Annotated in this window: 15 protein-coding genes; 9 read left to right on the top strand and 6 right to left on the bottom strand. The window is 42.6% G+C overall.

The window, feature by feature from the left end:
* Positions 1–68: 68 nt before the first annotated feature.
* From fsa to BFP75_RS09955, 3 genes are all read right to left on the bottom strand, one after another.
* Entirely contained in the window at positions 69–722 is a 654-nt protein-coding gene (fsa, locus tag BFP75_RS09965) for a fructose-6-phosphate aldolase (RefSeq protein ID WP_099545192.1), read from the bottom strand.
* A 12-nt stretch (positions 723–734) separates the two neighbouring features.
* Positions 735–2,768, bottom strand: coding sequence for a transketolase family protein (locus tag BFP75_RS09960; RefSeq protein WP_099545189.1), 2,034 nt, complete (start codon positions 2,766–2,768; stop codon positions 735–737).
* 230 nt (positions 2,769–2,998) lie between these two features.
* Entirely contained in the window at positions 2,999–3,559 is a 561-nt protein-coding gene (locus BFP75_RS09955; protein ID WP_099545255.1) for a YceI family protein, read from the bottom strand.
* Between the two features lie 343 nt (positions 3,560–3,902).
* Between BFP75_RS09955 and BFP75_RS09950 the strand changes: the two genes are divergently transcribed.
* Positions 3,903–4,769 carry an MBL fold metallo-hydrolase gene (locus tag BFP75_RS09950; protein WP_099545188.1) on the top strand — a complete coding sequence of 289 codons (867 nt, stop codon included), beginning with the start codon at positions 3,903–3,905 and terminating at the stop codon, positions 4,767–4,769.
* Between the two features lie 12 nt (positions 4,770–4,781).
* On the top strand, positions 4,782–5,666 hold the full coding sequence (locus tag BFP75_RS09945; RefSeq protein ID WP_099545186.1) for a dienelactone hydrolase family protein: 885 nt from the start codon (positions 4,782–4,784) through the stop codon (positions 5,664–5,666).
* On the opposite strand, the gene BFP75_RS09940 is transcribed toward BFP75_RS09945, so the two are convergent.
* From BFP75_RS09940 to BFP75_RS09930, 3 genes are read right to left on the bottom strand one after another with little or no spacing between them, the layout of a single operon-like run.
* Positions 5,663–6,553 carry a transglutaminase N-terminal domain-containing protein gene (locus BFP75_RS09940; RefSeq protein WP_099545185.1) on the bottom strand — a complete coding sequence of 297 codons (891 nt, stop codon included), beginning with the start codon at positions 6,551–6,553 and terminating at the stop codon, positions 5,663–5,665. The genes BFP75_RS09945 and BFP75_RS09940 overlap by 4 nt on opposite strands.
* 2 nt (positions 6,554–6,555) lie before the next feature.
* Entirely contained in the window at positions 6,556–9,120 is a 2,565-nt protein-coding gene (locus BFP75_RS09935) for a circularly permuted type 2 ATP-grasp protein (protein WP_099545183.1), read from the bottom strand.
* A gap of 13 nt (positions 9,121–9,133) precedes the next feature.
* Positions 9,134–12,457 (bottom strand): DUF2126 domain-containing protein, encoded by a 3,324-nt coding sequence (locus BFP75_RS09930; RefSeq protein WP_099545181.1) that lies wholly within the window; start codon positions 12,455–12,457, stop codon positions 9,134–9,136.
* 269 nt (positions 12,458–12,726) lie between these two features.
* Here BFP75_RS09930 and BFP75_RS09925 point away from each other — a divergent pair, with 269 nt between their 5' ends.
* The 7 genes from BFP75_RS09925 (at position 12,727) to BFP75_RS09895 (ending at position 19,045) form a co-directional block, all read left to right on the top strand.
* Positions 12,727–13,527: a DUF1080 domain-containing protein gene (locus BFP75_RS09925; RefSeq protein WP_206073535.1), complete on the top strand. Its 801-nt coding sequence runs from the start codon at positions 12,727–12,729 to the stop codon at positions 13,525–13,527.
* 18 nt (positions 13,528–13,545) lie between these two features.
* Entirely contained in the window at positions 13,546–13,905 is a 360-nt protein-coding gene (locus BFP75_RS09920; protein WP_099545180.1) for a DUF2200 domain-containing protein, read from the top strand.
* Positions 13,906–14,050: 145 nt separating this feature from the next.
* On the top strand, positions 14,051–14,440 hold the full coding sequence (locus BFP75_RS09915) for a DUF983 domain-containing protein (protein ID WP_099545178.1): 390 nt from the start codon (positions 14,051–14,053) through the stop codon (positions 14,438–14,440).
* Between the two features lie 8 nt (positions 14,441–14,448).
* Complete coding sequence (locus tag BFP75_RS09910; protein WP_099545176.1) at positions 14,449–15,081, top strand: Crp/Fnr family transcriptional regulator; 633 nt, start codon at positions 14,449–14,451, stop codon at positions 15,079–15,081.
* A 71-nt stretch (positions 15,082–15,152) separates the two neighbouring features.
* A complete protein-coding gene (locus tag BFP75_RS09905; RefSeq protein ID WP_099545175.1) occupies positions 15,153–15,965 on the top strand; it encodes a sulfite exporter TauE/SafE family protein in 813 nt (270 codons plus the stop codon).
* Between the two features lie 131 nt (positions 15,966–16,096).
* Positions 16,097–17,512, top strand: a complete 1,416-nt coding sequence (locus BFP75_RS09900; protein WP_099545173.1) for an MBL fold metallo-hydrolase — start codon at positions 16,097–16,099, stop codon at positions 17,510–17,512.
* A gap of 123 nt (positions 17,513–17,635) precedes the next feature.
* A complete protein-coding gene (locus tag BFP75_RS09895) occupies positions 17,636–19,045 on the top strand; it encodes an MBL fold metallo-hydrolase (RefSeq protein WP_099545171.1) in 1,410 nt (469 codons plus the stop codon).
* Positions 19,046–19,361 lie beyond the last annotated feature (316 nt).

The following is a 19,361-nucleotide window of genomic DNA, read 5'->3' as shown; positions in this document are numbered from 1 at the left end:
GTAAGTCTTTGGACAAAAAAACACCTAGCAAAGCCAGGTGTCCATTTTCCATAATTAGAACAAAAATCCTAATTACCTTTCTTATAATCCTCAAGGAACTTGGCCAAACCACTATCTGTCAATGGATGTTTTAATAAGCCCTTAATGGCGGACAAAGGACCGGTCATTACATCTGCTCCTATTTTGGCACAATCCAACACGTGCATTACGTGCCTTACGGATGCTGCCAATATTTCTGTCTCGAAACCATAGTTATCATAGATCAATCGAATGTCCGATATCAAACCTAGACCATCCGTAGAAATATCGTCCAAACGGCCAATAAATGGGGATACGTAAGTGGCTCCAGCTTTTGCGGCCAGTAAGGCCTGTCCGGCAGAGAATACCAAGGTTACATTGGTCTTGATTCCCTTGTCCGAAAAATACTTACACGCTTTTACACCATCGGCTATCATAGGAAGCTTAACGACAATTTGTGGATTTAAAGCCGCCAATTTCTCTCCTTCCTCGACCATTCCGTCAAAATCCGTTGAAATGACCTCGGCACTTACATGTCCGTCTACCAAATCACATATTTTTTTGTAGTGATTGAGGATATTTTCGGCACCTGTAATACCTTCTTTGGCCATTAGGGAAGGGTTTGTGGTAACACCATCCAATACCCCCATATCCTGGGCCTCCCTTATTTCATCTAAGTTTGCTGTATCTATAAAAAATTTCATTTTCTTTCTGTTTTACTTGTTTAAAAATTCTATTACTTCCGTATATACCTGATCTCCCGTAAAACCAAATTTTTCGTCCAAAACTGTCGCCGGAGCGGAATATCCAAAGTGTTCAAGTCCAAACACCTTACCATTGGGACCTGCCAAAGCTTCGAGATTAATGGGTAAACCGGCAGTCAATCCAAAAACAGGTTTATTGCCGGGAATGACTTTTTCCTGATATTCCTTTGATTGCTGTCTAAAAATTCCTTCGGATGGAATCGAGGCAATATTGACTTTAAGACCTTTCTTTTCCTCCAAAAGTTTTGATGCATCCACTAAGGTAGATACTTCTGAACCATTGGCAATCAGGATAATATCTGGGTCATTGACTTCCTGCACCAGATATCCGCCTTTTTCTGCACCCAGTGCTTCTTCATAGCGATTACCGGATTGTGCGGGCACATCTTTTATATTCTGTCTGGACAGTATTAGTCCCGTAGGAGTCTTTTTATTTTCCATGGCCATTTTCCAAGCCACATTGGTTTCTTGGGAATCCGCTGGGCGCAGGGCAACAAAGCTTTGCTCATGACTATGGTTTTTCAATTTTTCCAATAAACGTATCTGGGCTTCCTGTTCAATAGGCTGGTGCGTTGGACCATCCTCCCCAACCCTAAAGGCATCGTGGGACCAAACAAATTTGACCGGTAATTCCTGGATAGCACTCAAACGAATTGCGGGCTTCATATAATCCGAGAATACGAAGAACGTAGCTACTACGGGAATAATTCCCCCATGAAGGGCAATTCCGTTGGCAATGGCCGCCATGGTCAACTCAGCTACCCCGGCCTGTAAAAAAGCACCGGAGAAATCTCCTTTCTTAAGAATGGAGGTCTTTTTAAGAAAACCATCTGTTTTATCACTGTTGGATAAATCTGCGGAAGAAACGATCATGTTTTCCACGTTTTCTGCTAAATAGGCCAAAACATTGGATGACGCGGCCCTTGTAGCCTGACCATCCTTCTGGGCGATGGAACCAAAATCCAACTCCGGCAATTTGCCATCGAAAAAACTATCCAATTTGCTGGAAAGCTCCATGTTCTCAACCCTCCAGGCATCGATTTCCTTTTTCTTTGCATGCGCATCCGCTCTTTTTCTTCCAAGAACATCCTCATAAAACTCAGCCACATTCCTAAAGATGTCAAAGGGATTGTCAACGTCCGCCCCCAAGTTTTTCAGGGTCATTTCGTAATCGGCTCCCGTATCGCCTATAGGTTTACCATGCAGTTCCGTATGCCCTTCATAGGATTCACCATCAGCGGTAACACAACCTTTACCCATGATGGTTTGGCCAATTATCAGCGTTGGCTTCTCGGTCTCGGCATTGGCATCTGCCAGGGCCTTTCTAATTTGGTCATGGTCATGGCCGTCAATGGTCACCACTTTCCATCCCCAAGCTTCGTATTTTTTGGCCGTATCCTCAGAGGTTACTTCATCGGTCTTGGATGAAAGCTGTACATCGTTGGCATCATAGAACATAATGAAATTGTTCAGGCCTAAATGTCCTGCAATACGCCCGGCACCTTGTGAAATTTCCTCTTGAACGCCACCGTCGGAAATAAATCCATAGATCTTGTGGTTCATCCAATCCCCAAAACGGGCCTGTAAAAACTTCGCTGCAATGGCGGCACCAACGCCCATGGTATGTCCTTGTCCCAAAGGTCCGGATGTATTTTCAATGCCCCTGGCCACATCCACTTCGGGATGTCCCGGTGTTACCGACTCCCATTGCCTAAAATTTGCAATATCCTCCTTTTTGTAACTTCCCAACAAGTAATATTGCGCATACATTAAGGTAGAAAGGTGACCCGCATCCATAAAAAATCGGTCACGAAACGGCCAATGCATATCCGCAGGATCGTAATTAAAGAATTCTGAATACAATATATGCATGAAATCGGCCCCACCCATAGGTCCTCCGGGGTGTCCTGAATTTGCCTTTTCCACCATGGCCACGGCCAATGCCCTAATATTATCCGCTGCCAATTGATCTATTTGTTGGTTCATGTATTAAAAGGTTGTTTGAATTTTTACATTTACTTTTAAACTTGTCGCCACAAAGATACCCCATTTAGCGCGCTATTTAAAATTAATATTCCATATATCACAATTATTACGTGTGAAATAAACATTTAAAAATCATTGTTGAAATTTGTATTTTTTTAACACCATAACCCAAAAAAATGGCATTAAAAAAACCCACAAAAAGTGGGTTTCATTAAAATGATCAGGTCCCTTTATTGCTGCGCCATCTCCAAATTGATAACCAAATCCACCTCGTTTCCAACGGCGGCACTCTCTTCTCCCACACCAAATTCCGTTCTATCAAGGGTGCCGGACAATTTTAATCCAGCTTTAAGCTTTTGACTGCGCTGATCCGTAATAACTCCGTTGACCTTACCATCTAAAGTGACTGTTTTGGTAACTCCATGTAAGGTTAGGTCTCCTGTCAATTTAAACGTGTTGTCACCTGTTTTTTCAACTGATTTACTTTTGAAGGTCATAGTGGGATGTGCTTCTACGTCAAAGAAATCGGCACTTTTCAAATGACCGTCCCTTCTTTCATTGTCCGTATCTATACTCGCTGTATTAATACTTACATCAAAAGAGGGGTCCATAAAAGTATCGCCGGCGGTAGCAGTAATATCAAAGTCGTCAAAATTTCCGTCTACAGTGGATATTAAAAGGTGTGTAATTTCAAAACCGATTTTTGAGTGCGCTTTGTCCACAGTCCATGTAGACTGAGCAGAAAGAAAGGAGCAAAAGACTAAGGCTAATAGGGATAGATTGTTTTTCATAATCATGTTAGATATTAGTTGTTATTTTAATTATCTATTATGACCACGTATCCTATCAATGGTTTAATGGAAATCTGTTAAACTTTTCATAAAAAAATGTTTTTATACTACTAATAACCAACATTTTAACCAAAAATATATCCTACTTAAAACGATAGAATCAATACCTACACAATTTCAATTTTAAAATAGTAACTTTAAACGATGACGTAATAATATTTGTGAAGCTTGTACCTGCATCAAAAATAGTATTGATAGTCCAATTTTTGAACCGTAATCGTCAGATTGTTTTCCTATTATGACCGAATAAGCAAACTCCCAACAAACCCTTCAAAATACATGTATGAAAAAAATTAAACGTTCCTTGATGGTATTTTTACTTTGTTTCTCGATTGCACATGCGCAACGTGATTTTAGCGATGTTGAAATAACTTCGGAAAAACTGACCGAAAACGTTTACGTACTTTTTGGTGCCGGAGGCAACATTGGCCTTGCCATTGGACAGGATGCCGCCTACCTCATCGATGACCAATTTGGCCCTCTCACGGAAAAAATTGTCGCCCATGTCCAAACAATAACGGACAAGCCTATCAATTTTGTGCTCAACACACATATGCACGGTGATCATACGGGTGGCAACGAAAATTTGGCGAATGCCGGTGCCATGATCATTGCCCATGAGAACGTAAGAAAGCGTATGGCAGGAGCCGAAGAACCTCAGCCCAAGGAAGCTTGGCCAGTTGTTACCTTTAACGACAAAATGACTTTATACCTAAAAAATGGAAAAAGTGTGCATGCCATGCATGTTAATCCCGCCCATACTGATGGGGACACCTATTATTACTTTCCCGATGACAATGTTATCCATATGGGAGACAATTTTTTTAGCGGTCGCTACCCTTATATCGATTTGGGTTCTGGTGGTGATATTGATGGGTTGATATCGAATACAAAAATGGCTTTGGAACTTATTGATGACGATACAAAAATCATCCCTGGCCACGGGGCCGTTTCCTCTAAGTCCGATTTAAACGAGTATACGGAAATTTTGATTACCTTAAGGGAACGTATCAAGGAAGCCAGAGGTTCTGGAAAATCTTTGGAGGAAGTGCAAAAAATGGGAGTGTCAAAAGAATGGGACGCGACCCACGGACAAGGTTTCATCAATGCGGACAGAATTGTGGAATTCATTTATAAATCGGCCGATTAAAATACCAGTACCATGAAAAAATTACGAAAAGAGGACATCAAACAGGAAGTTTTTGACCTATACGACGACTACGCCCACAACAGGGTAAGCAGAAGACTGTTCCTAGATAAGCTATCTACCTATGCCGTTGGCGGAATCACGGTGTCCTCCTTGCTTGGTTTCATCTCGCCGGATTATGTCAAAAAAATACAGATTAAGGCCGATGACCCCAATCTAAAATCGGAATACATCAATTACGATTCCCCTAAAGGTGGTGGTTCCATAAAAGCACTGCTTTTAAGACCTGCGGATGCGAAGGAGCAACTTCCGGGTATCGTGGTCGTACATGAAAACAGGGGCTTGAACCCCCATATTGAAGATGTAGGCAGACGGGCCGGATTGGCGGGATTCATCTCCATTGCTCCGGATGCCCTTACTCCATTGGGCGGTTATCCCGGTAATGACGATGATGGCAGGGAACTACAAAGAAAACGGGACAGGGATGGCATGCTGCAAGATTTTATCGCTGCCTTTGAGTACCTTAAAAACCATCCGGAATGCAACGGAAAAGTAGGGGTTGTTGGCTTCTGTTTTGGCGGATGGATTTCAAACATGATGGCCGTAAAGGTGCCGGACCTTGGTGCCGCCGTACCCTTTTATGGAGGTCAGCCCACGGAAGATATCGATAAAATAAATGCCCCTCTATTGCTGCATTTTGGCGAATTGGATAAACGCGTGAATGAAGGTTGGCCGGCTTATGAAAATGCGTTGAAGGAACATGGTAAAAAATATGAGGCGTTTATCTACGAAAATGCCAACCATGGATTCCATAATGACACCACTCCAAGGTATGACCGTGAAGCGGCCGAATTGGCTTGGAAAAGGACTATAGATTTTTTTAATAAACATTTGGCCTAATCGATACGGGCAATATCTACGGATACTTTAAGCTTGCTTTTTCCACTACCATAGACCACTCCCTTTAACGGTGGTACGTCATAATAGTCCCTACCCCACCCCACCACAATATGCTGGTCCTTGGGTATTTGATTATTGGTAGGATCAAAATCCACCCATCCAAAACCTGGAATGAAGACGGAGAACCATGCATGGGAAGCATCCGCACCTATGAGTTTTTCCTTGCCCGGTGGCGGAAGTGTCTCAATATATCCGCTTACATAGCGGGCAGGAAGTCCAACAGAGCGTATACAGGCAATAGCAATTTGGGCGAAATCCTGGCAAACTCCCTTTTTCTCTTTCATAACCTCTTCCACGGGCGTGGAAATACTAGTAAAACCGGAAACAAAATCAAAATCGGTATAAATACGCTGCATTAGTTCATGTGCGGCATCAAAAACGGACCGATCTCCCCTAAATGAAAGCTCTGCATATTCCTTGATATACTTATCGGTACGTCGTATGAATATGGATTCCAAAACAAACTGTTTGGCATCCATAACGATGGGATCATTTCCCCTTAGGGCATGAAGTGCCTCGTCCATGGTAATATTCCTGCTGGCATCGGAAAAAAAGGAATCATAAATGGCCCCATAATGTCTTATAATCTTACTCTTGGTAGTGACCTTAAGCGTATCGTGCTCCGTTTGTATGGAGAATCGGGTGATATAATTGCCAAAAAAATCGATGCGTTCTGTAATCTCGGCGGGTTTGGGACTTATATTTATTTTATAGTCCAATAATTCCTGTCCTTCCGACTTTCTTGGCCGTAACGTGGCAATATTATGGCAGTAATTGACCGGGGCATTGTACTTATAGGTGGTGGTATGTGTTACGTTAAAAACCATGATCAAATTGGAAAAGACTGGGTGAACATTTGGGTTTGTCTATCCGTGTGGTTAAAATAGGTACCCGTTAAGGATTGGGAGGTTTTATACAACAGATCCGATAGCTCACCAAGCAAGGTATCCAAGTCTTCCCTCACCACATCGTTCTTTGACTTGGTCATACATAATTTGGAGGACTCGGATAGGCGTAACTTGGAAAATACACTAAAGACGTATTTCTGGTAACTAGTCAATTGCTGATCTTTTCTGGAATGCGGCAATCTAGCTATGTCCTTTTGCAGTCTTTTGATCATAAAGGTAAGGGATCTGGCATATTCCACATCCAAAATCACCAAATCCAGCACATGCTCCAATTGAATATGGGACCTATAGCTGTATCTATAGATATTCAAACTTTCATGGCTGGTAAGAAGATATTCCAATAGATCATATTCTACTTGTGGTTCATATTTTATGGCCAACAGGGAACGGCACTTTGATATGGTCAACATACTTTGTTCCAATTGCAGACCAATGAAGTAAAGCAAAAGACCTTGTTTCACCATAATGCTTTCCTCGATAAGCCCCATGAAAGCAATCAATCGGGTTATCAATTGATTAAGAACTTTAAGTATTCTCAAAATGGAAGGATTTTCCTCCTCTTGGAAATTTTGCCATAGTTTTTGGATATTCTCAAAGACCCGCCACATATCCGAGGACCATAGGTTTCGAATGGAATAATAAGAATGACTGAACATGCCAATTGTGTGAGCCAAACTACCTACCCTATTTTTATCCCGTATGACGGAAAGCATTTCTTCATAGGGACTATCCATGGCAGGATGCCCCTCCTTGTTTTTATCGGTGAAGCCGGGATAGGTACCCGTTAAGTGGGTTACCGTTTTTAAAAGAACCTGAAGTTTTAGGGCCTCCGGTTTTTCATCCCTATTCTGAACCATGGCCATTTGGCGCATTACCGTTCTAATAAATCGGGCATTTACCAAGGTACGGCCCACATAGCGACCGGCCCAAAAAAGATTTTCCGCCGTTAAACTGGGTAAATCGTCCAATCCGGATATGGCTATGGCGGACTTCTGTTCCCAGTTCTTATTCTTATCCTCTCTAACAACTTGGTCTTCAACCACCCAAAAATCCTTACTGGTCCCTCCCCTTTGATTGGATACACGTACGGTTTTACTGTCCGGAGCCACTCGCACCAATCCTCCTGGCATAACACGGTATTGGTCGCCCGAAGCAATGGAAAAGGCCCGCGTAACCACATTCCTAGGTTCCAAAATATTCCCCGATAAATTTGGAGCGGTAGAAAAATTGATTTGTTCCTGGGCCACAAATCTATAGGGACGCTCCAATATCTGCGCCTTTAGGGATTCCAAATCCTTATCGTTCAAAAACTTGCCAAAATAGATACTTTCCCTATTGGTCCTATCGATACGCTTTACCACCAAATTGGAAAGGTTGTTGAGTACATAATTCTTTTCCTTTTCCTGCCCGCACCACCAGGATGCAATTTGTGGCAGGATCAATTCCTCATTTAAAAAGTATTTGGCAATGGCGTGCATGAAAGGTATCAAACCGGGATTTTCGATTACACCACTCCCTACAGGATTAATGACCGATACATTTTTTCTTCGGACTACATCCAGAAGTCCCGCAACACCTAAATGGGAATCCTCCCTAAGCTCCAATGGGTCTGAAAAAGCATCGTCTACCCGCCTCAAAACCACATCGATCCTTTTTAACCCTTGGAGGGATTTCATCCATAGGAACCCATCGCGAACCACCAAATCATTTCCCTGTACAAGAGGGTATCCCAAGAAGGAGGCCAGGTAAGCGTGTTCAAAATAGGTTTCATTATGTGAACCCGGGGTCAAGATAACGATGTTGGGATTGTCCTTTTTACGAGGTGCGGCATCGATCAACATTTGATGGAATTCCTTAAAAAAAGTAGATAAACGGGTGACGTTCATCTTTGCGTACATTTCTGGAAGTGTTCTACTCGTAGTGGATCGGTTTTCGAGTGCATAACCCATACCAGAGGGTGCTTCGGTCCTATCGTTCACCACCCACAAACGTCCGTCCGTTCCCCGGGCCAAATCCGCTGCATAAATGGAAAGAAGCTTATTCGTATTATATTCGATTCCATCGCATTGACGAAGAAAACCTCTATGCCCGTAAATTATTTCATGAGGAATGATTCCGTCCTTTATCAACCTTCGGTCGCCATAGGCATCCTTCAGTACCAGGTTCAGTAACTCGGCACGTTGCTTTAGTCCGGCCTCCACGTTTTGCCATTCATTTAGATGCATTACCAGGGGAACCACATTCAGGTTCCAAGGCCTATGCATTCCTTGGGGATCATTATATACATTGTAGGTGACCCCATTTTCTAGCAGCAACCAATCAATATCCTTTTGGCGTCCAGAAAGTGCATTTTCTCCTAATTTATCAAAACCGGTGAACAGTTTTTTCCAATAGGTCTTTACATCATTGTTCTCGTTGAACAACTCATCGTTTCCAAATTTGGTAGTGTAGGTATTTAACCAGCTCGCCTTCGTAGTTATTGACATTAAATTCTGCTAATTACTTCTTTCTTAAATCCGTTACATGAGGATATTCAGGATTTATGGGTATCTCCTTATAGGCAAAAGTATTCGAAGCAACCTTAGGTTGTACAATTCTACCTGCAAAATTTGTTGAAGGAGTCATTTCTATCGGTGTTACTTCTCCTTGGGTATGTCCAAACTCCCAAAAACGGTTGATTCTTCTGGACTCCGCCTCATAACTATTCACGGGATAGGTATCGTAAGAACGTCCTCCCGGATGGGAAACAAAGTAGGTACAGCCCCCAATGGATTTCTTGTTCCAGTCATCCACAATATCGAAAACCAAAGGTGTATCAACACTTATGGTGGGATGAAGGGCGGACCAAGGTTGCCATGCCTTGAAACGTACACCTGCAACATATTCCCCTTTGGTTCCAGTTGGACTCAATTCCACCTTTATGCCATTGCATGTTAGGGTGTAACGTTGCTCCGTAAAGTTCTTCAATTTTACCTGAACCCTTTCCAAGGAAGAGTCCACATACCGTGCCGTTCCCCTTCCGGACATCTCTTCACCAAGTACGTTCCAAGGCTCAATGGCCATTCTCAGTTCCAATTGTATTCCATTGATTTCTACCATGCCATACAGGGGAAAACGGAACTCGAAAAATGGGTCGAACCAATCCAACTTAAAAGAGTAGCCGGCATCATTCAATTGATCCACAATATCCTTGATATCCTCCTTTACATAATGTTCCAACAGGAATTTATCATGCAGTTCCGTACCCCATCGTACCAAGTCATGTTTATAAGGTTTTTTCCAAAACCAGGACACCAAGGTACGCACCAACAACATCTGCATGAGGCTCATTTGAGCGTGTGGCGGCATGTCAAAGGCACGAAGTTCCAAAATACCCAACCTACCTGAGGAAGAATCTGGAGAATATAGTTTATCGATACAGAATTCCGCCCTGTGGGTATTTCCCGTAATATCGGTCAATAAATGTCTAAAAAGTCGGTCTGTCAACCAAAATGGCACTTCTTTGTCCTCAGGGATTTGAGAAAAAGCGATTTCCAATTCGTATAAATTTTCCAAGCGCGCCTCGTCCACCCTAGGTGCCTGACTCGTGGGGCCAATGAACGCTCCGGAAAAGAGGTAGGAAAGCCCTGGATGATGTTGCCAAAAGGTCAGTAAGCTCCTCAATAATTGTGGGTTTCGCAATAGCGGACTATCAGCAGGCGTAGTTCCTCCTAAAGTAACGTGATTACCTCCGCCGGTACCCGTATGCTTACCATCCAACATAAACTTTTCCGTACCCAAGCGCGACTTCTTGGCCTCCTCGTACAGTTTTAGGGTATTTTCGGTCAGTTCTTTCCAATTAGCGGCGGGATGTACATTCACCTCTATAACACCGGGATCCGGAGTCACTTTTAATACTTCCAATCTATTGTCCCTAGGAGGCTCATAACCTTCCAATATAACCGGTATGTTGAGTTCCTTGGCGGTGGCCTCGATACTCGCTACCAAATCCAAAAAATCATCTGCACTATCCAGCGGGGGCAAGAACAAGAACAATTTTGAGTCCCGAACTTCTGCGCAGATCGCCGTTCTAACATAAGGCTGATTTTTAGTTTTCTGATTGAAATTACCATCCATACGTTCCTTCAAATCAGCGGCATACGGTTTTAAGGATGGTTTGGGTTCAAAGAGTTCAGGTTCTGCCGTGGGTTCTGATGGAACATCAGGGTGTTTTGGTAAGGACTCCAAGGGCAATCGCAATCCAATGGGCGAGTTCCCTGGGCTTAAGAACAAATGTGTGCCCCTAAATTCCCACGAATTGGTTATCCATCGATCACCCTTTTTGTTCAAGGGCATTACATGCCCTACTGTTTTACCAACCCCTTGTTCCAAAACTTCACTAAGCTTCTTTCGCCAGGCAGTATCCTTTTCATTATACTCGTTGGGGTCAATATCAATAGGTAATTTTCTTTCTTCCCACAGAAAATAAAAGGCATCTTCATAGGCTGGCATAATGGAGTCCTTTGGACATTTCAAAAAACCCGCCAAGGTTCCTAAAAATTCTGAGGTAATATTTTCTGTGAGCTTGTATTCTTTGGTAAAAGACGCCAATAGTTCCGTATCCTTCCAAATGGTCTCCCCATCCTTTCGCCAATGGATACCGATCAACCATCGGGGTAAGGGTTCCCCCGGATACCACTTTCCCTGGGCATGGTGCAACATGCCTCCTTTGCCAAATACTTCCAATAAACGCTGGGACAACGAACTTGCCAATTGGCGCTTATGATCGCCATCCGCGGCCGTATTCCATTCCTCAGATTCCATATCATCTATGGAAACAAATGTGGGTTCACCCCCCATCGTTAAGCGCACATCATTTTGTTGCAACTCCTCCTCTACCTTAAAACCTAAATCATAAATGGCCTGCCACTGTTCTTCCGTGTACGGTTTGGTTACGCGGGGTGATTCAAAAATTCGGGTTACTGAATTCTCGAACTCAAATTGGGTTTCACAGGGATCCGTCAGTCCATAGACCGGAGCAGCACTTTCAAAGGATGGCGTACAAGCGAGTGGAATATGTCCTTCGCCCGCTAAAAGACCGGAAGTGGCATCCAATCCGATCCAACCGGCCCCGGGTAGATATACTTCGGCCCAAGCGTGCAGATCGGTGAAATCCGCTTCAGGTCCGGACGGCCCGTCCAAGGATTTTTCATCGGCCTTCAATTGTACCAAATATCCGGATACAAAACGCGCCGCCAATCCAAGATGCCTAAGGGTTTGGACCAGCAACCAGGCAAAGTCCCTGCAGGAGCCCAATTTTTTATTCAACGTTTCCTCACAGGTCTGCACCCCGGGCTCCATACGGATGGTATAATTAAGATAGTTGTATAGGCTTTGGTTAAGGCCGGTCAAAAAATCGATACTGCGCCTTGGCGTCCTATCAATCTTCAATAACCATTCTTGTAACAAGGGCCCATCTTCCGTAGTTTCAAGATAGGGCAACAGCTCCTTTTTAAGTTCCGGTTTGTAGGTAAATGGGAAATTCTCGACCGATTCCTCCACAAAAAAATCAAAGGGGTTGATGGTCTTCATATCTGCAATGATTTCCACGTCTATGGACAGTTCGTCCGTTTTTTCAGGAAAGACCAACCGTGCCAGATAATTACCAAAGGGGTCTTGTTGCCAATTAAAAAAATGGTTCTCCGGTTTTATCTTTATGGAATAAGCTTCAATAGGTGTCCTGCTATGCGGTGCGGGTCTTAAACGGAATATATGTGGAGACAGACTAACCCTTCTGTCATATATATATCTAGTACTATGTTTGATTGCAACTTTTAAAGCCATAAACTCATTTATTTCAAGCCTAACTAAGATAAAAACTTAATTGCCAAATATCGATTTTTAAAGTGCTTTCCTATTTATTTTTATCCATATAATAGTTCTTGAGACATTTTTTGAATTAATCATAATTTGTATCACAGTAGTTATACTAATACATCTTTGTTAAAATTTTGAATGGTTATCTTGTAAAGCCAAATTCTTGCCTTTATTATTATTTTGAATTCATGATGACCTAAGGAACGTATTTAAAATAACCCAAAAAAATTACATTCGTGAAAACAACATTAGCACTTACGGTAACCGCTTTATCAATTTCCTTAGTGGGTTTTGCCCAAGAACCGGACTGGGAAAAAATGTATAAGGAATCCCAAAAAACGGAGGTCTACCAACCCGTTCCTCCCAAAGTGGTTCCCGGGAATATTTTTGGCGAGGCACCATCGGATGCCATTATCCTTTTTGATGGAACCGATTTGGACAAGTGGACCTATGACAATCCGAAAAATCCAGAATCCTGGAAATTAGGGGATGGTATCTTGACCGTTGACAAAAAAGCAGGTGGTCTCACTACAAAGGGCTCCTACATGGATTACCAACTACATTTGGAATATCGTATTCCCAAAGGTATTACAGGCGAGGGACAAAGCAGGGGGAATAGCGGCATTTTTTTGGCCTATTTAGGCCTTGATGAAAGCGGGTTGTTTGAGGAAGGATATGAAATCCAAATATTGGACAATTACAATAACGAAACATACGTAAATGGGCAGGTGGGATCTATGTACAAACAATCCATTCCCTTGGCAAATGCCGCAAAGGCACCTGGTGAATGGCAGACCTATGATATTGTCTGGAAAGTCCCTCGTTTTAAAGAAGATGGCAGTATAGCGTCACCCGCCAGCGTTACCGCCCTGCACAATGGTGTTTTGGTACAAAATAATTATCAATTAAAAGGCATTACACCTTGGATAGGTCCACCAAGTTATCGAAAGCATGGTGCTTCCCCTATCCGCCTCCAATCACATGGAGACCCCAATGAACCGATAAGTTTTAGAAATATATGGCTCAGGGAGCTATAACATGTAAATAATTACGCTATGTCCGAACCGAAAAAACATCGCATCTACACCATGTCGTTTGCAGGCGTGTATCCCCATTATATTGCCAAAGCCGAAAAAAAAGGGAGAACAAAAGAAGAAGTGGACACCATTATTTTTTGGTTAACAGGTTATGATAGGGATTCATTGGAAAAAATAATCGCGAATAAAATAAACTTTGAGGCATTTTTCAAAGACGCCCCTAGACTCAATCCAAATGTTTCCAAAATCACCGGTGTCATATGTGGATACCGCGTGGAGGAAATTGAGGACAAACTGATGCAAAAAGTACGCTATCTGGATAAATTGGTGGATGAACTCGCCAAGGGTAAAGCCATGGACAAGATTTTGAGGAAATAGGGAAATTGGGATGCGTGAACCGATTTAGATTCCTAGTTTTCCATGAAGATTGGGGTCGAATTCTAAATTTCCTGCCGTAACCTCTGTAACAAAAGTTACCCAGATAACGGTTTATATAGTTTATTTTTGCAGTAAAATACACAGTATGTTCGGCAAAGGTTCCAAATTGTACAGTATTCTTTTTTTAAAATGCCCCAGATGCCATGAAGGGGCTTTTCTAGAGGCGAACCCCTATAAATTGAGTAACTTCAATAAAGTGAAGGAGCATTGTCCCAAATGCACTCTTAAGTACAGTATAGAACCCAGTTTTTATTATGGCAGTATGTATGTTTCCTATGCCGTAGGCGTAGCGGTTGCCGTGGCGGTATATGTTCTAACGTTGCTTTTGGGTCTTGACCTGAGTATTTTGGGAATATTTGGGGCCATAGTGACCGTTTTGGTCCTGACCATGCCCTGGATTGCGGCCGTTTCAAAGTCGATCTGGGCAAATTTTTTCTTCAACTATAATAAGGAAATTGCCGATAAGGTTAAATAATCTCATCAATGATACAGGAACTTACAGAAAGTTATGGGACTATTTTTGAAAAGGACCTCATCAATGAAATCGCACAGGTAGGGACCTTTAAAGAGGTTCCAGAAGGATACAAACTCATCGAAATTGGCGACTATATCAAAGGAATGCCCCTTTTGATTTCTGGAGCCATCAAAATCCTTCGAGAAGATAATGACGGCGATGAATTGTTATTATATTATCTGGAAAAAGGGGATACTTGCTCTATGACCATGGCCTGCTGCATGGGCGATTCAAAAAGTGAAATCAGGGCAATAACGGAAACCGATAGCAAACTAATTATGGTTCCAATGCAAAAAATGGAGGAATGGACCGTAAAGTATAAAACTTGGCGAAATTTTGTTTTTAACAGCTATCATGAACGATTGAAGGAACTGTTGAGTACCTTGGATAGCATTGCATTTGATAAAATGGATGCCCGCTTGATCAGTTACCTTAAGGAAAAAGCCAGGATCAATAAGGGAGACATTATTCACAATACCCACCAAGAAATAGCTTATGAACTGCATAGTTCCAGGGTGGTGATTTCCAGACTGCTAAAAAAGCTGGAACAGATGGGTTCCATTGAATTACATCGCAACTACATAAAAATATTGGATTTATAATCCTTTGTAACCAATGTTACTGCACGGCTTCCGTGGGTGTCATAGCTTCGCACTATAATTGAAAAACCCACATGGAAGTGCTCCACATATTTGGTTACATCAGCGCATTGATCATTGGAATATCCTTAGGCCTTATTGGTGGTGGCGGTTCCATTTTGGCCGTACCCGTTCTCGCCTACCTATTTTCCGTAAATGAAAAAGTGGCTACGGCCTATTCGCTTTTTATAGTTGGGGCCAGTGCCCTTGTGGGCGGATGGAAACAACACCTTAAGGGCTATGTTGATTGGAGGACTGCCCTTGTGTTTGGCATACCGGCAATTGTTGGGGTAACCTTGGTTAGACATTATCTAGTTCCCGTATTACCGGACGTTTTATTTGAAATGGACGGTTTTCAATTTACCCGTCGTATGGGTATGTTTGGGCTGTTCGCCTTTTTGATGATACCGGCCGCATACTCCATGTTGAGAACAAAAAAGGAAGTCCCCAAAAAAGTAGGTGGAGAGGTTAAATATAACTACCCGCTCATCTTGGCCGAAGGCCTGCTGGTTGGAGGCATTACTGGATTAATTGGTGCCGGAGGAGGTTTTTTGATCATTCCGGCCCTTGTCATTTTGGCCAATGTAGAAATGAAGGTCGCCGTGGGCACCTCCTTGATAATCATAGCGGTAAAATCTTTGATGGGATTTTTTTTGGGGGATGCCTTGACCATGGAAATTAATTGGCTTTTCCTCTTCATTTTTACCGGTCTCTCTTTTTTAGGAATCTTTATAGGTAGTTATATTGGAAACTACATCGATGGCAATAAATTAAAGAAGGGCTTCGGATATTTTATACTGGTCATGGCCGTTTTCATTTTTTATATGGAGTTTTTTACCGTTCCATAAATCGCACTTTCTGCAAATTTCAAACCTTTCCGTATTCATCAGGTTTTTCGTGTTCCTTATGTAACAAAAGTCACTGTGTATATTTTTTGGAATGGGTACTTTTAAAAAGTGAACCATTAAAATCAGCGATTATGAAAGTAGAACAAATTTATACAGGGTGCTTGGCACATGCGGCATATTACATTGAAAGTAAAGGCGAAGCTGCCGTATTTGACCCCCTACGTGAAGTTCAGCCCTATTTGGACCGGGCAAAAAAGGACAATGCCAAGATCAAATATGTTTTTGAGACCCATTTCCATGCGGACTTTGTAAGCGGGCACTTGGACCTTCAGAAAAAAGCAGGAGCTGAAATCGTATTTGGGCCAGGAGCCAAACCTGCTTATAAGGCTATTACCGCAGAGGACAATCAAATCTTTGAGGTTGGGGATTATAAGGTAAAGGTAATACACACGCCAGGTCATACTATGGAAAGTACCACCTACCTTTTAATCGATGAACAGGGCCATGAACATGGTATTATCACCGGCGACACCCTGTTTATTGGTGATGTTGGTAGACCCGATTTGGCACAGCATGTAGTATCAGAATTGACCGAGGAAAAATTGGCGGGCCATTTGTACGATTCCCTCCGAAACAAAATCATGCCCTTAAGCGATCACCTTATTGTGTACCCTAACCATGGCGCAGGTTCCGCTTGCGGCAAAATGATGAGCAAGGAAACTACCGATACGTTAGGGAATCAAAAAAAAGTAAATTATGCTCTCCGGGCCGATATGACCAAAGAGGAATTCATCAAGGAATTGCTTACGGGACTAACCACCCCACCAGGATATTTCCCCAAAAATGTTTTGATGAACATTAAGGGATATGAGAGTCTGGACAATATCATGGACCGAGCCACTACCCCATACTCCCCTGAGGCCTTTGAGGCCGTAGCCAATGAGACAGGGGCCTTGGTATTGGATACGAGGGATGCGGCCGATTTTGCAAAGGGCTTTATTCCCAACAGTATCAATATTGGTTTGGAAGGAAGTTTTGCCCAATGGGTTGGTGAAATGATTCCGGATATTAAACAGGAAATTCTTTTGGTGACCCACGAAGGAAAAGAGGAAGAGGCCATCACCCGTTTATCCAGGGTTGGTTATGACAATACGGTAGGCTTTTTAAAAGGTGGCTTTGAATCTTGGAAGGAAGCTGGGAAGGAATATGAAATGGTCAACCGCATTTCGGCCAATGAACTTGAAAAGGCCATGAATGACGAAAGGCCATTGATCATAGACGTTCGCAAAAAGAGCGAGTATGATTCCGAGCATCTACTTGGTGCCATCAACATCCCACTTAATGAAATAAACCAACATTTGGCAGAATTTCCAAAGGACACAACTTTTGTCCTGCATTGCGCCGGTGGCTATAGAAGTATGATTGCCGCATCTATACTGAAACAACGTGGATGGCAGGATTTCGCGGATGTAGAAGGTGGCTTTGCGGATCTTTCCAAAACAAAACTTCCTAAGTCGGATTATGTATGTCCGTCCACAATGTTATAATCCATTTAAATTCAAGATAAAGCCCCTTTTTAGGGGCTTTTTTGTATCCGGTAAATGTAACCTTTGTTACCAATTTAGTAATTTACAATTAGTAGTTTTGTATTCAATTAAAACTGTGTACCTATGAAAGTAGAACAAATTTATACGGGTTGCCTGGCCCAGGGAGCTTATTATATAGAGAGCAAAGGTGAGGTGGCCATTATCGACCCGTTAAGGGAGGTAAAGCCCTATTTAAATAGGGCCAAATTGGACGATGCAAAAATCAAGTATATTTTTGAAACACATTTTCATGCCGACTTCGTGAGCGGTCACGTTACCTTGGCCAAGGAGACCGGGGCACCTATTGTATTTGGTCCTAATGCCAATCCCAATTTTGAAGCCATTATTGCAGAGGACAATCAGGAATTCAAACTGGGTGAGATAACCATAAAGGTACTTCATACTCCTGGGCATACCATGGAAAGTACCACCTATCTTTTAAAGGACAAAGATGGAAAGGACCATGCCATTTTTAGTGGCGACACCTTGTTCCTGGGTGATGTTGGCAGACCGGACCTAGCACAAAAAATGGGTGTTTTGACAGAAAAAGACCTTGCCGGGTTCCTATACGATAGCCTTCGGGAAAAAATTATGCCCCTAGCGGATGATGTTATCGTGTATCCTGCCCATGGCGCAGGTTCGGCCTGTGGAAAGAATATGATGAAGGAAACTGTGGATACCTTGGGCAATCAAAAGAAAATGAACTACGCCCTTAGGGCAGATATGACCAAAGAGGAATTCATAAAAGAAGTTACGGACGGCTTACTGCCACCCCCACAATACTTCCCTCTAAACGTAAAAATGAACAAGGAGGGCTATGAGGATATAGAACAGGTGCTTGAAAGGGGCACTAGGGCCTTGTCACCAAAAGCCTTTGAAGTGGCCGCGAATGAAACAGGTGCCATTGTGCTGGATGTGCGTAATGCTGCCGATTTTGCCAAGGGACATATCCCCAGGTCCATATTCATAGGTCTTGATGGAAGCTTTGCACCTTGGGTAGGTGCCTTGATCGCAGATGTGCAACAACCCATTTTATTGGTCGCCCCAAAAGGACTGGAAGAGGAAGCCGTAACCAGGTTATCCAGGGTAGGTTTTGACAATACTCTTGGATATTTGGAAGGCGGATTCGAGGCCTGGAAAAAGGCCTCCATGGAATATGATACCGTAAGCCAGGTGGATGCTGAAGAATTAAAGACAGAACTGGAGAATGACAATGCACGCGTATTCGATGTTCGAAAAAATAGTGAATACCTATCCGAACATGTGCTGGAAGCGCATAACACGCCCTTGGATTATTTGAACGATCATCTATCCGAATTTCCGGAAAAGGAAACCTTTTACGTGCATTGTGCTGGTGGTTATAGGAGCATGATAGCCGCTTCCATACTTAAAAGTAGGGGCATCCATAATTTGATCGATGTAAAGGGTGGTTTTAAGGCCATCAATGAGGCAGGAATACCGGTTTCTGAATATGTTTGCCCATCTACCCTATAAAATTTTGTAATTTCATGAAACGAGCATTTATAAATTTTAAATATTTTTTCACAAGAGTTACTGTTTGAAATTTTTAATGCGAGAACGAGTGCAAAAAGTGGTTGCCCCGATAGCCATCGGGATTTAAATTTTATAATTAACCCGAGTTTCCTAAAAAGAAGGAGCATAATGAGTTTGTAATTTTATGGTGCGAACTATAAAACATCTCAAAATGCTCCAGGACAAAGTTATAGCAATATATTGTTTGGTCGACGACCTATTGAAAGAAATGAACCATAGCGAACACAATAACAGGAAATTCACGGACGGACAGGTA

Source organism: Maribacter sp. 4G9 (genome assembly GCF_002742265.1).
Lineage (GTDB): Bacteria > Bacteroidota > Bacteroidia > Flavobacteriales > Flavobacteriaceae > Maribacter.
The sequence above is the reverse complement of the archived record's forward strand: the minus strand, read 5'-3'. Positions and strand labels throughout refer to the sequence as shown.

Excerpts from the sequence above, each read along its gene's own strand:
- fsa (WP_099545192.1), bottom strand. The coding sequence starts at position 722 with ATGAAATTTTTTATAGATACAGCAAACTTAGATGAAATAAGGGAGGCC.
- BFP75_RS09960 (WP_099545189.1), bottom strand. The coding sequence starts at position 2,768 with ATGAACCAACAAATAGATCAATTGGCAGCGGATAATATTAGGGCATTG.
- BFP75_RS09955 (WP_099545255.1), bottom strand. The coding sequence starts at position 3,559 with ATGAAAAACAATCTATCCCTATTAGCCTTAGTCTTTTGCTCCTTTCTT.
- BFP75_RS09950 (WP_099545188.1), top strand. The coding sequence starts at position 3,903 with ATGAAAAAAATTAAACGTTCCTTGATGGTATTTTTACTTTGTTTCTCG.
- BFP75_RS09945 (WP_099545186.1), top strand. The coding sequence starts at position 4,782 with ATGAAAAAATTACGAAAAGAGGACATCAAACAGGAAGTTTTTGACCTA.
- BFP75_RS09940 (WP_099545185.1), bottom strand. The coding sequence starts at position 6,553 with ATGGTTTTTAACGTAACACATACCACCACCTATAAGTACAATGCCCCG.
- BFP75_RS09935 (WP_099545183.1), bottom strand. The coding sequence starts at position 9,120 with ATGTCAATAACTACGAAGGCGAGCTGGTTAAATACCTACACTACCAAA.
- BFP75_RS09930 (WP_099545181.1), bottom strand. The coding sequence starts at position 12,457 with ATGGCTTTAAAAGTTGCAATCAAACATAGTACTAGATATATATATGAC.
- BFP75_RS09920 (WP_099545180.1), top strand. The coding sequence starts at position 13,546 with ATGTCCGAACCGAAAAAACATCGCATCTACACCATGTCGTTTGCAGGC.
- BFP75_RS09915 (WP_099545178.1), top strand. The coding sequence starts at position 14,051 with ATGTTCGGCAAAGGTTCCAAATTGTACAGTATTCTTTTTTTAAAATGC.
- BFP75_RS09910 (WP_099545176.1), top strand. The coding sequence starts at position 14,449 with ATGATACAGGAACTTACAGAAAGTTATGGGACTATTTTTGAAAAGGAC.
- BFP75_RS09905 (WP_099545175.1), top strand. The coding sequence starts at position 15,153 with ATGGAAGTGCTCCACATATTTGGTTACATCAGCGCATTGATCATTGGA.
- BFP75_RS09900 (WP_099545173.1), top strand. The coding sequence starts at position 16,097 with ATGAAAGTAGAACAAATTTATACAGGGTGCTTGGCACATGCGGCATAT.
- BFP75_RS09895 (WP_099545171.1), top strand. The coding sequence starts at position 17,636 with ATGAAAGTAGAACAAATTTATACGGGTTGCCTGGCCCAGGGAGCTTAT.